The following is a 13,649-nucleotide window of genomic DNA, read 5'->3' as shown; positions in this document are numbered from 1 at the left end:
GACGGCGCGGTCTCGCCGGGTGACACATCGCCTCGATACGTTACCCGGCGAGATCGCGCCGCCATGCCTGTCCATTTCGACCGCTGTCGTGCAGCGCATCGAAGCGCCGATCGCACAACCGCGGCGCGCTACGCCGCCGGCACCGGATGACGCATCACCGGCGCGCCCCACGATTGCAGGCGATCGCGGCTCGGCGGGCATCCGAACCGCGACTTGTACACGCGGGAAAAATGCTCGACCGATTCGAAGCCGGTCGCCGCGGCAACCTGCGACACGCTCAGCTCCGTCTGCTGCAGCAACTGGTGCGCGGTCGCGACCCGCAGGCTCAGGTAGTACTGCAGCGGCGCGGTCGCCGTATGCCGCTTGAACTGCCGCTCGAGCTGGCGCTTGGACAGCCCGACCGCCTGCGCGACCGATTCGCACGACATCGGCTCCGACATCGACTCGCGCATCAGCCGGATCGCCTTCGCGACCGAGGCGCTCATCGCCTCCGGCTCCGCCTCGCGGTCCGACAACTGCGCCTCGTCCGCGCCGCGCGGCCGCGCATGCAGCAGATGCCGCGCAATCTCCCGCGCGAGCTCGGCGCCGTGTTCGCGGCCGATCCAGTCGAGCATCATGTCGATGATCGCGGTGCCGCCCGCGCACGTGATCAGGCGCGGCTCGATCGTGTAGAGCCGCGTGGTCGCGCCGACCTTCGGATACGCCTCCTGAAACCCTTCGACGTTGTCCCAGTGCACGGCCGACGGCCGCCCGTGCAGCAGGCCGGCCGCGGCGAGCAGTTCGGTCCCCGTCTCGACGCCGCCGATCTGCGTGCCGAACGCCATCTGGTTCTGCAGCCACGTCTTCACGCCACGGTGCTTCGCGTGCTGCTGCGCCTCGAAGCTCGCGACCACGAAGATCGTCGCGAACGCGCCCCGCTGGTCGCCGATCGGCCGGGTCGGCGTCGACATGCCGTTGGTCGCCTGCACCGGTTCGCCGTCGGCCGACAGCACGGTCCACGCGTACAGCGTGCGCTGCCCGAGCCAGTTCGCGAGCGACATCGCCTCGATCAGCAGCGCGAGCCCCAGATGGGAGAACTGCGGCATGACGAGCAAGCCGACCTGGCGCGGTGTGTGCATGGCCGCTGGCCCGGCCGGCAAAGGCAGTTTCCGTGAAGTCATGGCAGTTTCGATCCGGCCGGATACAGGGGCCGCCTGGCGGGAAATCGTAGGCGGCGCGTCTCCGACGCGCCATCCGTTCAACCCCGACTGTGCCGCCCGCCGCCTTTCGATACTTGATGAAAAGCGACATTGCGCTGTCGCTTTCCGCAGGGTCGCAGCGCCGGCGGCGCCTGCCCCGCGCGCGCCGCCGCGGTGCGTCACGCGCCGTCGCAATCGATCAAGTGCGGGCCGCGCACGCCCCTTATAGTCGGCTCGCGTTCCGCCCGCATCCGGGCGATGCACGCGTATCCACTGACTTCCGGGAACCTGCCCCATGCAAATCAAACAGCTCTATATCGACAGCGCGTGGCAACCCGCCGCAGCCGGCGGACAGCGTGCCATCGTCGATCCCGGCACCGGCGAAACGATTGCACGCGTGTCGTACGGCACGACGGCCGATGCCGAACACGCGATTCGCGCGGCGCGGGCCGCGTTCGACCACGGCGAGTGGCCGCGCCGGTCCGCAGGCGAGCGCGCGGCCTGCGTGCGCGCGCTGGCCGAAGCACTGCGCGGCGAAGCGAGCGCGCTCGCGCGCATCGAGACCGCGAACACCGGCAAGACGCTGGCCGAATCGGCGTCCGACGTGCACGACGCCGCCGCGGCCTTCGACTATTTCGCGAGCCTCGCGGTCACCGAGTCGGGCAGCGTGAACGCCACGCAGCCGCACGCGCTCAGCGTCACGCTGCGCGAGCCGGTCGGCGTGTGCGGGCTGATCACGCCATGGAACTACCCGCTGCTGCAGGCCGCGTGGAAGCTCGCGCCGGCGCTCGTGGCCGGCAACACGGTCGTCATCAAGCCCGCGTCGTTGACGCCGCTGTCCACGCATCGCCTGGTCGAGCTCGCGCGCGACGCGGGCCTGCCGCGCGGCGTGCTCAATCTCGTGACGGGCGGCGCCGACGTGGGCGACACGCTCGCGTCGAGCGCCGAGGTCGACCTGATCTCGCTGACCGGCAGCAACGCGGCCGGCGCCAGCGTGATGCGCGCGGCCGCGTCGAACTTCAAGCGCGTGTCGCTCGAACTCGGCGGCAAGAATCCGAACATCGTGTTCGCCGACGCCGATTTCGACACGGCGCTCGACTACGCACTGAACGCCGCGTTCTTCAACGCCGGACAGATGTGCTCGGCCGGCTCGCGCCTGCTGGTCGAACGCGCGCTGCACGACCGCTTCGTCGATGCGCTCGCCGCACGCATCACGGCGATCCGGCTCGGCCACGGCGTCGACGAGGCCACGCGGATGGGCCCGGTGATTTCCGCCCAGCAGCGCGATCGCGTGCTGGCGCTGATCGGCGACGCCGCGCGCGAAGGCGCGCGCATCGTATGCGGCGGCCGCGCGCCCTCGGGCGACGCATTCGCGACCGGCTTCTGGATCGAACCGACGCTGATCGCCGACGTGCGCACGACGATGGCGATCGCGCGCGACGAGGTGTTCGGCCCGGTGCTGACCGTCGAGACGTTCGACAGCGAGGACGACGCGCTCGCGCTGGCCAACGACACGCCGTTCGGCCTCGCCGGCGCCGTGTGGACGCGCGACTTCGCGCGCGCCAACCGCGTGATGCGCCGGTTGCGGGCGGCGACCGTGTGGGTCAACGACTACAACGTGACGCTGCCGGGCGCGCCGTGGGGCGGCTACAAGGCCAGCGGCATCGGCCGCGAACTGTCGCGCAGCGGCCTCGACGAATACACCGAACTGAAGCACGCGTACGTCAATTTCGAAGCCAGCCCGCAACGCTGGTTCTGATCTCCACCGACACGAGAACCCGACATGCTCACTGCCACGCAACCCGACCAGACGCATCGCGCAACACGCGCGGATCTCGCGTGCGCGTTCCGCTGGACCGCGCGCCTCGGCATGCACGAATCGATCGCCAACCACTTCAGCGCCGCCGTATCCGACGACAACCGGCAATTCCTGATCAACCCGCGCGGACGTCACTTCTCGCGGGTGCGCGCGAGCGAGCTGCTGCTCGTCGATGCCGACGACGCGGACACGATCCGCCGCGACGACGCGCCCGACATCACCGCGTGGGCGCTCCATTCGGAAATCCACAAGCGTCACCGGCATGCGCGCTGCGTGCTCCACGTGCACTCGAAATACGCGACGGTGCTGTCGTGCCTCGCGCAGCCCGCGCTGCCGCCGCTCGACCAGAACTGCATGCGTTTCTTCGAACGGGTCGCCGTGGATACCGGATTCGACGGAATGGGGCTCGGCGACGAAGCGTGCCGCGTCGCCGACGCGCTGGGCGACAAGCCCGTGCTGCTGATGGGCCAGCACGGCGTGATCGTCGTCGCGTCGTCGGTCGCGCAGGCGTTCGACGATCTGTATTACTTCGAGCGCGCGTGCGAGACCTACGTAACCGCGCTGCAAACCGGCCAGCCCTTGAAAATCGCGACCGAACAGGTCGCACGCAAGACGATGATCCAGTGGCACGACGACTATGCGGGATTCGCGGCGCAACATCTGGCGGAGCTTCGCGCGATTCTCGACGACGAGTCGCCGTCGTATGCGTGGTAGCGACGCCCGGCGCGCGGAGCGGCATGCGAAAGCATGCCCGCACGTCCGCATGGACGATTCGCGCCGCGTCGCGCGAATCGTCCGTCGACGCACGTTATTTTGCGGTCAACCCGCCATCGACGAGCACCGACGTGCCGGTGACGAAGCTGCTTTCGTCGGACGCGAGAAACAGCGCGACGTCGGCGACCTGCTCCGGCGTGCCCATCCCGAGCGGCTGAACCTCGTCGAGCAGCGCATCCATCCGCTGCCGGCCGCCGAGCGCGTCGATGAACGGCGTATTCATCGGCGTATCGATCCAGCCCGGGCACACCGCATTGGCGCGGATGCGGTCCTTCGCATGCTCGATCGCCACGCAGCGCGTCAGCATCAGGACGCCGCCCTTCGATGCGCAGTAGGCCGCATGCAGCGGTTCGCCGACGAAGCTGCTCGTCGAGCCGAGATTGACGATCGAGCCGCCGCCGCTGCGGATCATCGCCGGAATCGCGTATTTGCAGCCGAGAAACACGCCCTTGAGGTTCACGTCCATCACGGCGTCCCAGTCCGCCTCGGTCGTGTCGACGAGCATCGCTTCGCGGATCACGCCCGCGTTGTTGCACAGGATGTCGAGCCGGCCGAACGCGCGCTCCACGAAATCGACCAGTTCGCCGACCTGCCCGGCGGAACGCGCGTCGGCCTGCCTGCCGACGATCGCGCCGTCAGGCGCCATCGCGCACGTCGCGTCGAGCTGCGCGACATTGCGGCTCGTCGTCGCGATCACGCGGGCGCCCTCGCGCGCGAATCGCAGCGCGATGCACCTGCCGATTCCACTCGCCGCACCCGTCACCACGGCGACCTTGCCGGCCAGCCGGCCGGCCTGGTTCTCGTTCATCGTCGTTTGCTCCGATGGGTTCCCGTTCGTCATCGCGTGCTCCGGCACGAGCCGCGGCGCACACGAAGCGCGCCGCACGCTCAGTGAAGATCCAGCGCGACGTCGAGCGCAGCGCGCGGATCGCGTCCGTCGGTCGTCGTGACGCCGGCCAGCCAGTCCTTCAGCACGCCCGGATGCTGCTGCAGCCACGCCTTCGCCGCGACCTCGGGCTGCTTGCCGGAGGCGATCGCCTTCATCACCTGGTTCTCCATGTCCGTGGTGAACTGCAGGTTCGCGACCAGCCTCGCCGCATTCGGGCAGCGCGCCGCGTAGTCGGGCGCCGTCATCGTATAGACCTTCGCCTCGCCGTAATTCGGGCCGAACAGCGCGTCGCCACCGCCGAGATAGCGCATGTTGAAGTCGAGGTTCATCGGATGCGGCTCCCAGCCGAGAAAGACGATCCACGCATGATCGCGGATCGCCCGCTTGACCTCGACCAGCATGCCGGCTTCGCTCGATTCGATCAGCTTGAACTTGCCGAGCCCGTACTGGTTGCCCTGGATCGCCTTGCGGATCAGCTCGTTGCCGTCGTTCCCCGGTTCGATCCCGTAGATACGGCCCTGCAGTTTGTCCGCGAACTTCGCGATGTCGCCGAACGAGCGCAGACCGGCGTCGTATGCATACGCCGGAACCGCGAGCGTGTACTTCGCGCCGACGAGGTTCGGGCGATCCAGCACCTTCACGGCGCCGCTCTTCACGAACGGCCCGCTCGTCGCATCCATCGACGGCCGCCAGTCGCCGAGGTACACGTCGATCTGGCGCGCCTTCAGCCCGGCCAGCGCGATCGGAATCGATGCCATCGTCCTGGTCGGCTGATAGCCGAGACTCGACAGCACGGTCGACGCGAGCGCGGTCGTCGCGGCGATGTCGGTCCAGCCGATCTCCGCGAACCGCACGACGCGGCAGGTTGCCGGTTCCCGTGCGACCGCATGACCCGCGCAGACGCCCGCCAGCGCGATACACCCGAGGGTTTTCCTGACGACGTTCATCGTGATTTCTCCAGACAGGTTGAAGGACAACTAAAGATCCAGTACGAGCCGTGACGACTTCGCGCGCGACACGCAGATATAGATGAGATGGTTCGCGCGCTTCTCCTCGTCCGTCTGGAGACAGTCGCGATGGTCGGCCTCGCCGTCGAGCAGCCTGACGGCGCAGGTGCCGCAGATGCCTTCTCCGCACACCGATTCGACCGCGATCCGCTCGTCGCGCAGCACGTCGAGAATCGACCGCTCCGCGGGTATCGCGATGCGGCGGCCGGTTCTCGCAAGCTCGACCTCGAACGCCCGCGCGTCGTCCCGTGGCGCGCACGGCGCCGCGGGCGCCGCGAAGCGCTCGAAGCGGATCGCGCCGGCCGGCCAGTCGCGCGCCGCGTCGAGCACGCTGTCGATCAGTCGCGCCGGGCCGCAGACATACACCTGCGTGCCCGCGCGCGGCATGCCCAGCAGCGCGCGCAGATCGACCTCGCCGTCCCGTTCGCTGAAATGCAGCCGGGTTTTCAGTCGCAGCGCACCGCCTTCGATCGTGTCGAGCAACGCCATCCGCTCGCGCGATCGCGCCAGGTAGCACAGCGTGAACGGCTTGCCGAGCGCCTCGAGCCGCCGCGCCATCGGCAGGATCGGCGTGATGCCGATGCCGCCCGCGATCAGCACGTAGTCGCTCGCCTGCTCGTCGAGCACGAAATGATTCCGGGGCGCGCTCAGGCTGACCGCGTCGCCCAGCGCCAGCCGCTCGACGACATACGCGGACCCGCCGCGCGAGCGCGGCTCGCGCAGCACCGCGATCCGGTAGGTCGATCCGTCGGCCGCGCGTTCGACGATCGAGTACTGGCGCACGATGCCGTCCGGCAGGCGCAGTTCGACATGCGCGCCGGGCGCGGCGGGCGGCAGCGCCGTACCGTCGGCCGACGCGAACACGACGCCGCGGATCTCCGGTGTAAGCATCGTCGCATCGACGACACGCGCGTCGATGTGCGCGACGGTCGGAATCGAGAGGATCGGCTCCATCGTGCTCACCGTTGACGCGTGCGCCATTCGGGCTGCGCCCAGACGGGCGCCGACGAAGGCGGCAACGGCGTGCGCCCGAGCACGAGATCGCTGCCCTTTTCGCCGATCATCACGGTCGGCGCATTGGTGTTGCCGCTGACGATCGTCGGCATCACCGACGCATCGATCACGCGCAGCCGCTCGAGGCCGTGCACGCGCAGGTCGGGGCCGACCACCGCTTCCGGATCAGACGCCGGGCCCATCTTGCAGGTGCCCGCCGCGTGGTAGCCCGTCTCGGTGACGTCGCGCGCCCACGCGTCGAGCGACGCGTCGTCGGTCTTGCCCGCGCCCGGCGAAAGCTCGTCGCCGCACAGGTCGCGGAACGACGGCTGCGCGAGAATCTCCCGCACGAGACGCACGCCGGCGCGCATGTCGGCCCGGTCGCGTTCGGTCTTCAGATAGTTGAAGAGGATCCGCGGCGGCTGGCGCGGATCGCCGGACGTCAGCGTCACCGCGCCAAGGCTCGTCGGGCGCATCAGGTCGATATGCACCTGGAACGCATGCGCGGGCACGCTGTCGACGCTGCCCGGCTGCACCGCGAGCGGCATAAACGTCAGTTGCAGGTCCGGATGCTCGACGCCCGCGCGCGAACGGATGAACGCACCCGCCTCGAAATGGTTGGTCGCGGCCAGCCCTTCGCGCTGCGCGAACCATTTCGCGCCGGTCCACCATTTGCGCGGCGCGACCGTCCACGGATAGATCGACACGGGCTTCCTGCACAGATATTGCACCACGGTGTCTGGGTGATCGGACAGCCTGCGGCCGACGCCCGGCAGATCGTGCCGCGTGCGCACGCCGGCGCGTTCCAGTTCACCGGCCGGCCCGACGCCGGACAGCATCAGCAGTTGCGGCGTGTTGATCGCGCCGCCGCACAGCAGCACTTCGGCATTCGCCGTCACCTCGTGCGAGGCGCCGTCGCGCGCGTACTCGATGCCGGTCGCGCGCTTGCCGTCGAACAGCACGCGCAGCACGAGCGCGCCGGTCAGCACGGTGACGTTGCCGCGTTCGAGCGCCTGCGCAAGATAGCCGCGCGCGGTGCTCCAGCGCGCACCGTTCCACGTCGTGCGATCGACGCGGCCGAAGCCTTCCTGCCGATAGCCGTTCACGTCGTCGGTATGCGCGTAGCCCGCATCGACGCCCGATGCGATGAACGCGCGCGTGAGCGGCGTGTCGGTGCGCCCGGCCGTCACGCGCAGGTGGCCGCTGTCGCCGTGATAGGCGTCGGCGCCCAGTTCGTGCCGTTCCGAGCGGATGAAATACGGCAGCACCTCGCGGTAGCTCCATCCGGTGCAGCCCTGCTCGGCCCAACCGTCGTAGTCGCGCGCATGGCCGCGGATATAGACCATCCCGTTGATCGACGACGAGCCGCCGAGCACGCGCCCGCGCGGCGTCGCGATGCGGCGACGGTTCAGGAACGGCTCCGGTTCCGACCGGTACTGCCAGTTGAAACGGTTGCCGCCCACCACGATGCCCATCGCGGACGGCATGTCGATCGACCAGTGCCGGTTCGCGGGGCCGGCCTCGAGCAGCAGGACCCGCACGTTAGGGTCCTGCCCGAGCCGGTTGGCCAGCACGCAGCCGGCCGATCCCGCACCGACAATCACATAGTCGTAGTCGCGACGCACGGCGTCGATTGCCTCTGGTTTCTTCATCACCAATTGCTCCGAGAACCCCGGCCATTTCCCCCAAAGGGACTTCCTTCTGGGCGGATGACGGGGAGGGAAGGAGCGCTGTTGACAGGCCGCTTCTCCCACGGGTTAGGATCGCCGGCATGATTCTTGTCTATCGCTACCGGGTAAAGTCGCTCAACGGACTGCTCAACAAGCAGAGCCGTGCGGTGAACTTCGTCTGGAACTTCTGCAACGACACGCAGAAGCACGCGCTCAGGTGGAACAAGAGGTGGCCATCCGGTTTCGACCTGAACGTGCTGACGACCGGCAGCAGCAAGGAACTCGGCATCCACTCCGGCACGATCAACGCGACGTGCGAGCAATACGCGAAGTCGCGCAGCCGGAACCGTCGGCCCTACCCGCGCTATCGCGGCAAGAAATCGCTGGGCTGGGTGCCGCTGAAGGGCCGCGACCTGAAGCGCAAAGGCGACGCATTTCGCTTCGCCGGCAACACCTTTCGCGTGTTCAACAGTCGTCCGCTTCCGGAAGGCAAGATCAAGGACGGAACCAACTTTGCGCAGGACGCGCGCGGCAACTGGTTCCTTAACATCGCGATTGAGATACCCGATGTCCAGGCCCGCCCGATCCGTTCCGGTGTCGGCATCGATCTGGGCTTGAAAGACTTCGCCACACTTTCGACCGGCGAGAAACTGCCCAATGACCGGTTCGGTCGACGCGCGGCGGAGAAGCTGGCGAAAGCGCAGCGAGCACGAAAGCACAAACGACACATCGCGAAGCTGCACGCCAAGGTCGCGAATGCCCGCGCTGATTTCCAGAACAAGCTTGCGCTCGATCTGGTGCGGCGCTTCGATTACATCGCGGTCGGCAACGTATCGGCCGCCAAACTCGCCAGAACCAGGATGGCGAAAAGCGTCTACGACGCATCCTGGTCGTCCTTCCGGAACAAGCTCCGTTACAAGGCGATTGCGCACGGAGCCACGTTCGAGGAAGTCGACGAAAGCGGTTCTACCCAGTCCTGTTCGTCGTGCGGGTCGAAAGACAGCACGACGCGGCCGAAAGGTATCGCGGGACTGCGAGTAAGAGAGTGGGCCTGCGATGGCTGTGGTGTCGTGCATGATCGTGATATCAACGCTGCGCTGAACATTCTCCGATGCGGACGTGCATCGCCAGGGGTGGGAATCCTCCGCCGTTAGGCGCGGAGGGGGACGTCAACGCTTGCATGCAGTTGATCGTGATCATGAAGGTCGAACGGGCGGATCGGCGCCGTCGTCCTCGCCGGAGACGCAACGGAGAGCGGCGCTCCCCGTCGCTCACGCGCCGTGAATGCCGTCGTGCACGAGCGTGTGGAAGTGATGCACGAGGTGTTCGCTCTCGTTGCTGTGCTCGGCGTCGATCACGTAGCGGCCCTGGTTGTAGCCGACCGAATGCAGCCCCTTCTGCACCGAGATGTTCAAGCGGATGTCTTCCGGGCCGAGATCGGTGTTCATCCAGTCCATGCACGCCTTCGTCACTGCGGGCATTTCGTCGTGCGTCGAGTAGTAGCCGAAGCGCAGCAGCGTCTTCTCCGGCTCCAGCGGAATGATCAGGAACGTCGCAAGGAATTCCGAGTACGGGAACGTGTAGAACGTGTTGTGCGGCCAGATCCCGATGTTGAAGAAGCACTCGTCCGGATTCTTGTCGCCGAGCGGCACGCCGTACGCGGCGGTCGCGCCGAGATTGGCCGGCGCCGTGTAGGTCCACCATCTGTCGTGCTGCGTGAGCCGGTATCCGTCGAAGTCGATCAGGCCGGCCAGCTCGACGTGATGGGGGCCGGACAGCGAGAAGTGATAACCCTCGATCGAGTTGTCCATGATGACCTTCCAGTTCGCCGGCACGATCACGTCCTTCTCCTCCATCAGCCGGTACGCATCCAGTTTCGGAAACACGCGCTTCATCTCCGCATCGGCGCCGGGGAACTGGTCGCGCATCGACGGCGCGTTCGGGTCGAGGTTGAAGTAGTAGAACCCGCCGAGTTCCTCGACGCGCACCTTCGGAATGTTGTAGTCCGAAATATCGAACCCTTCGATGCGATCGGTGCGCGGCGCGCCGCGCAGGCTGCCGTCGGCGCCATAGCACCACGAGTGGTACGCGCAACGGAACAGCCCTTTCTGCACGCCGCGCCGCGCTTCGACGAGGCGGTTGCCGCGATGCTGGCAGACGTTGTGGAACGCATGGACCTGGCCGTCGCGGCCGCATGCGGCGATCACGCTCTGGTCGAACACGTCGGTCATCACGAACTGCCCGGGCGTGCTCAGTTCCGACCTGTGGCCGATCACGTGCCATGCCGACATGAAGATGCGGTCGCGCTCGGCCGCGAACACCGCATCGTCATAGAAATAGCGCGACGGCAGCGTCAGCGCGTTTTCGGGCCGTTGCTGCATCCAGCGGTCGGCAGCGACAATGTCTTGCTTCTTCACAACGGAGATCGGTTGCATGGGCGTTTTCCTGTTCTGTCGTTCGTCGGAAGGTGGCGGCCCGGTCCGGCTGGCCATCCACCATGAAGCGAACTTTATGGGTGCCCGCCGGCCCGCACTTGATGGATCGCGACATCGCGATGTCGCCGCGTGAGACCAGTGGCATGCGGCGCTTCGGCGTCGATTTTTCGGGTTCGCGATGTCGATTTCCACGCGCGGCGCCAGCCAGGCGCCGCCGTCCGCATTCGCCGAACAAACCGATTGACGCATCGTCGTTTTATAACGTATCGTCTTGACACGTTATAAAACGAAGCCGCCCCCCTCATGCATTCCCGTTTCGACCGCTTTCGTGCGACGCCCCTCGGCGCGCAGCTCGAAGCGCTGATCGCGCAGCCCGGGCGCTATGTCGAATTCGCGGCGCTGTCGCGCGTCGGCGTCGCCGCGATCGGTGCGATCCAGCACGAGGTCGCACGCAAATTCCCTGAAATCGAAGCCGATACGACCGCCCGGCAGTTCTGCGGCGCGATGGTCGCCGACGTGATGCGCCGCCACGGGCACGACGTCGTGCAGGCGCGCGGCCGGATCGGCGGCGCGCTGTTCAGCTACGGCGCGGTCTTCAGCGCGTATCCGCAGGTGCTGCCGTTCGCCGACGTCGTCGCCGCGCTGGCGGCGATGCCCGACCGGCTCGCCGCGTATGCCGCGCACATTCCCGCCGCGCTCGTCACGCGACGGCCGGCCGGCACCGGCTTCTCGCTCGTCGAACATGCATGCCACCTGCGCGACCTCGACGCCGTGTTCGCCGCGCGCATCGACGCCGTGCGCACGCACGAGCTGCCGGCGATCGCCTCCGTCGACGGCACCGCGCTCGCCGCGCAGCGCGACTATCTCGCGCAGCCGCTCGGCGATGCGCTCGCCGCATTCCGCACCGGCCGCGCAGCGCTGTGCGCGACGGCCGCCGCCCTGCAGGCGCCGGAACTCGCTCGCTGCGGATTGCGCGACGGCATCAGCCGGATGTCGCTCGACGAGTTCGTGCGCGAGTTGCTCGACCACGATCGCACGCACGTGCTCGAACTCGACGAGCTGCTCGCCGAACTCGAATTGCCGCCCCTTCCTGCCACGGCCGCCGAATGACCCAGCCCACCACACCCGTCGTCTTCATTCACGGCTTCATCGGCACGCTCGACGTGCCCGAATGGTCCGGCCCGCATCTCGCGCCCGACCTGCTCGGCTACGGCATCCATCGCGCCGCGCAGCCCGCCGCGATCACGCTCGCCGCGCAGGTCGAACATGTGCGGCAGGCCGTCGGCAAGCAGTTCGGCGCGCAGCCGGTCGATATCGTCGGTCATTCGGTGGGCGGCGCAATCGCGATGCTGTTCGCGCATGCGCATCCGGCGCACGTGCGCCGGATCGTCAACGTCGAAGGCAACTTCACGCTCGACGATGCGTTCTGGTCGGCGTCGGTCGGCCGCATGACGCCCGCGCAAGCCGATGCGATGCTCGACGGACTGCGCGACGATCCGCCGGGCTGGCTGCGCGGCGCGATCGACGATCCGTCGCCGCGCCAGCTCGACGATGCACGCCGCTGGCTCGCGCATCAGCCGGCGTCGACGCTGCGCGCGATGGGGCGCTCGGTCGTAGCAACGACCGGTGAACCGGGCTATCTGCAAACGCTCGCGCAGGTGTTCGAGCGTCATCCGGTGTGGCTCGTCGCGGGCGAACGCTCGCGGGCGGGCTGGCATGTGCCGGACTGGGCGCTCGCGCGCTGCGCCGGCTTCGAAACGATCGGCGGCTGCGGGCATCTGATGCCGGCCGAGCGGCCCGCTGCGTTTCGTGACACGCTCGCGCGCTGTCTCGGCTGACGCCTGCGTCGCCGCCCATCTGACAACCCGTAGGTTTCGCCGAAATATGGCTGAAAGACGCGGTTGCTAGAGTCGCCGAACCGGGTTGTCCTGGCGCCCGACCGCCGGACGGAGGCGATACATGCAACGATCAATGAACCTGGTACGTGCATTCTGGCTGCTCCTGCTGCTCGCCGTCGCGGGCCCCGCCCTCGCGTTCCAGACGCGGGTCGTGGCGATCCCCAGCGCGGCGATGAGCGAAACGCTGAAGGCGACCGTCGTGTTGCCCGACGACTACGCACGCCCGCACGGCGGCGCCGAACGCTTTCCGGTCGTCTACCTGCTGCACGGCTCCGGCGGCGACCACACCGACTGGACCAGCAACACGCATATCGCCGCACTCGCCGACCGCTATCACGCGATCCTCGTGATGCCCGACGGCGGACACGAGAGCTGGTACCTCGACAGCCCGTTCGACTCGGGCAGCCGCTACGAAACCTTCGTCGGCAACGAAGTCGTGTCCTATATCGACGATCACTTCAGGACGATCGCCGCCAAGCATGCGCGCGCGATCACCGGGCTCAGCATGGGCGGCTTCGGCGCGCTGCGCATCGCGCTCGACCGGCCCGACACGTTCGGCGCGGTCGGCAGCATCAGCGGCGCGGTCGACCCGCGCTGCTGCGAGGACGAGCCGGGCATCGACCACGTGTTCGGCGACCCGGTCCGCCATCCGTCGTTCTGGAACCGCAACGCGATCGTCGAAAACGCACGCGCGTTCGTCCGCGCGCATCTCGACCTGACGATCGACTGCGGCCGCGACGACGCGTTCGTCGGCTCGAATCGCACGCTGCACGAGCGGCTCGTCGCGCTCGGCGTGCCGCACGACTATGCGGAACGTCCCGGCGGCCACACGTGGGATTACTGGGCGCACGCGATCCGCTACCAGATGCGGTTCTTCGCGATGTCGTTCCAGCACGGCGGCTATGCCTACCATCCGGCGCCCCATGCGCCGGGCATGACGCACGCGGGCTGACGCGCGCGGCACTGCGGTGCGGCGCCACCCTCCG

The 13,649-nt window shown here is 67.9% G+C and carries 12 protein-coding genes; 6 read left to right on the top strand and 6 right to left on the bottom strand.

The window, feature by feature from the left end; translation table 11 throughout:
* Positions 1–128 precede the first annotated feature (128 nt).
* Positions 129–1,160 (bottom strand): GlxA family transcriptional regulator, encoded by a 1,032-nt coding sequence (locus DIE13_RS09465; RefSeq protein WP_226278080.1) that lies wholly within the window; start codon positions 1,158–1,160, stop codon positions 129–131.
* 313 nt (positions 1,161–1,473) lie between these two features.
* On the opposite strand from DIE13_RS09465, the gene DIE13_RS09460 reads away from it, so the two are divergent.
* Both DIE13_RS09460 and DIE13_RS09455 read left to right on the top strand, forming a co-directional pair.
* A complete protein-coding gene (locus DIE13_RS09460; RefSeq protein WP_124826896.1) occupies positions 1,474–2,937 on the top strand; it encodes an aldehyde dehydrogenase family protein in 1,464 nt (487 codons plus the stop codon).
* Positions 2,938–2,961: 24 nt separating this feature from the next.
* Entirely contained in the window at positions 2,962–3,711 is a 750-nt protein-coding gene (locus DIE13_RS09455; RefSeq protein WP_124826895.1) for a class II aldolase and adducin N-terminal domain-containing protein, read from the top strand.
* A gap of 94 nt (positions 3,712–3,805) precedes the next feature.
* Here the strand turns inward: DIE13_RS09455 and DIE13_RS09450 are convergent, their stop codons facing one another.
* The 4 genes from DIE13_RS09450 to DIE13_RS09435 are packed head-to-tail and all read right to left on the bottom strand — an operon-like array spanning position 3,806 to position 8,312.
* Positions 3,806–4,612, bottom strand: a complete 807-nt coding sequence (locus DIE13_RS09450; RefSeq protein WP_208447499.1) for an SDR family oxidoreductase — start codon at positions 4,610–4,612, stop codon at positions 3,806–3,808.
* A gap of 47 nt (positions 4,613–4,659) precedes the next feature.
* On the bottom strand, positions 4,660–5,607 hold the full coding sequence (locus DIE13_RS09445) for a choline ABC transporter substrate-binding protein (protein ID WP_124826894.1): 948 nt from the start codon (positions 5,605–5,607) through the stop codon (positions 4,660–4,662).
* Positions 5,608–5,637: 30 nt separating this feature from the next.
* Positions 5,638–6,621 (bottom strand): PDR/VanB family oxidoreductase, encoded by a 984-nt coding sequence (locus tag DIE13_RS09440; protein ID WP_175750778.1) that lies wholly within the window; start codon positions 6,619–6,621, stop codon positions 5,638–5,640.
* A 5-nt stretch (positions 6,622–6,626) separates the two neighbouring features.
* Complete coding sequence (locus DIE13_RS09435) at positions 6,627–8,312, bottom strand: choline dehydrogenase (RefSeq protein WP_124826892.1); 1,686 nt, start codon at positions 8,310–8,312, stop codon at positions 6,627–6,629.
* Between the two features lie 119 nt (positions 8,313–8,431).
* Between DIE13_RS09435 and DIE13_RS09430 the strand changes: the two genes are divergently transcribed.
* On the top strand, positions 8,432–9,484 hold the full coding sequence (locus tag DIE13_RS09430) for an RNA-guided endonuclease TnpB family protein (RefSeq protein ID WP_124826891.1): 1,053 nt from the start codon (positions 8,432–8,434) through the stop codon (positions 9,482–9,484).
* 117 nt (positions 9,485–9,601) lie between these two features.
* Here the strand turns inward: DIE13_RS09430 and DIE13_RS09425 are convergent, their stop codons facing one another.
* Entirely contained in the window at positions 9,602–10,765 is a 1,164-nt protein-coding gene (locus DIE13_RS09425) for an aromatic ring-hydroxylating dioxygenase subunit alpha (protein WP_124826890.1), read from the bottom strand.
* Positions 10,766–11,068: 303 nt separating this feature from the next.
* Here DIE13_RS09425 and DIE13_RS09420 point away from each other — a divergent pair, with 303 nt between their 5' ends.
* The 3 genes from DIE13_RS09420 to DIE13_RS09410 all read left to right on the top strand — a co-directional run bounded on the left by DIE13_RS09420 (position 11,069) and on the right by DIE13_RS09410 (position 13,615).
* Positions 11,069–11,875 (top strand): DinB family protein, encoded by an 807-nt coding sequence (locus tag DIE13_RS09420; protein ID WP_124826889.1) that lies wholly within the window; start codon positions 11,069–11,071, stop codon positions 11,873–11,875.
* Positions 11,872–12,603, top strand: coding sequence for an alpha/beta fold hydrolase (locus DIE13_RS09415; protein WP_124826888.1), 732 nt, complete (start codon positions 11,872–11,874; stop codon positions 12,601–12,603). The genes DIE13_RS09420 and DIE13_RS09415 overlap by 4 nt, the downstream gene beginning before the upstream one ends.
* Positions 12,604–12,736: 133 nt before the next feature.
* Positions 12,737–13,615 (top strand): alpha/beta hydrolase family protein, encoded by an 879-nt coding sequence (locus DIE13_RS09410; RefSeq protein ID WP_175750824.1) that lies wholly within the window; start codon positions 12,737–12,739, stop codon positions 13,613–13,615.
* The last annotated feature ends 34 nt before the right edge of the window (positions 13,616–13,649 follow it).

Origin of the sequence: Burkholderia sp. Bp9016, assembly GCF_003857765.1 — a bacterium.
Taxonomy (GTDB): Bacteria; Pseudomonadota; Gammaproteobacteria; order Burkholderiales; family Burkholderiaceae; genus Burkholderia.
This window is presented reverse-complemented; position numbering and strand designations above follow the sequence as displayed.

Coding starts and splice junctions, on each gene's coding strand:
- DIE13_RS09465 (WP_226278080.1), bottom strand. CDS start 1,160: ATGACTTCACGGAAACTGCCTTTGCCGGCCGGGCCAGCGGCCATGCAC.
- DIE13_RS09460 (WP_124826896.1), top strand. CDS start 1,474: ATGCAAATCAAACAGCTCTATATCGACAGCGCGTGGCAACCCGCCGCA.
- DIE13_RS09455 (WP_124826895.1), top strand. CDS start 2,962: ATGCTCACTGCCACGCAACCCGACCAGACGCATCGCGCAACACGCGCG.
- DIE13_RS09450 (WP_208447499.1), bottom strand. CDS start 4,612: ATGACGAACGGGAACCCATCGGAGCAAACGACGATGAACGAGAACCAG.
- DIE13_RS09445 (WP_124826894.1), bottom strand. CDS start 5,607: ATGAACGTCGTCAGGAAAACCCTCGGGTGTATCGCGCTGGCGGGCGTC.
- DIE13_RS09440 (WP_175750778.1), bottom strand. CDS start 6,621: ATGGAGCCGATCCTCTCGATTCCGACCGTCGCGCACATCGACGCGCGT.
- DIE13_RS09435 (WP_124826892.1), bottom strand. CDS start 8,312: ATGAAGAAACCAGAGGCAATCGACGCCGTGCGTCGCGACTACGACTAT.
- DIE13_RS09430 (WP_124826891.1), top strand. CDS start 8,432: ATGATTCTTGTCTATCGCTACCGGGTAAAGTCGCTCAACGGACTGCTC.
- DIE13_RS09425 (WP_124826890.1), bottom strand. CDS start 10,765: ATGCAACCGATCTCCGTTGTGAAGAAGCAAGACATTGTCGCTGCCGAC.
- DIE13_RS09420 (WP_124826889.1), top strand. CDS start 11,069: ATGCATTCCCGTTTCGACCGCTTTCGTGCGACGCCCCTCGGCGCGCAG.
- DIE13_RS09415 (WP_124826888.1), top strand. CDS start 11,872: ATGACCCAGCCCACCACACCCGTCGTCTTCATTCACGGCTTCATCGGC.
- DIE13_RS09410 (WP_175750824.1), top strand. CDS start 12,737: ATGAACCTGGTACGTGCATTCTGGCTGCTCCTGCTGCTCGCCGTCGCG.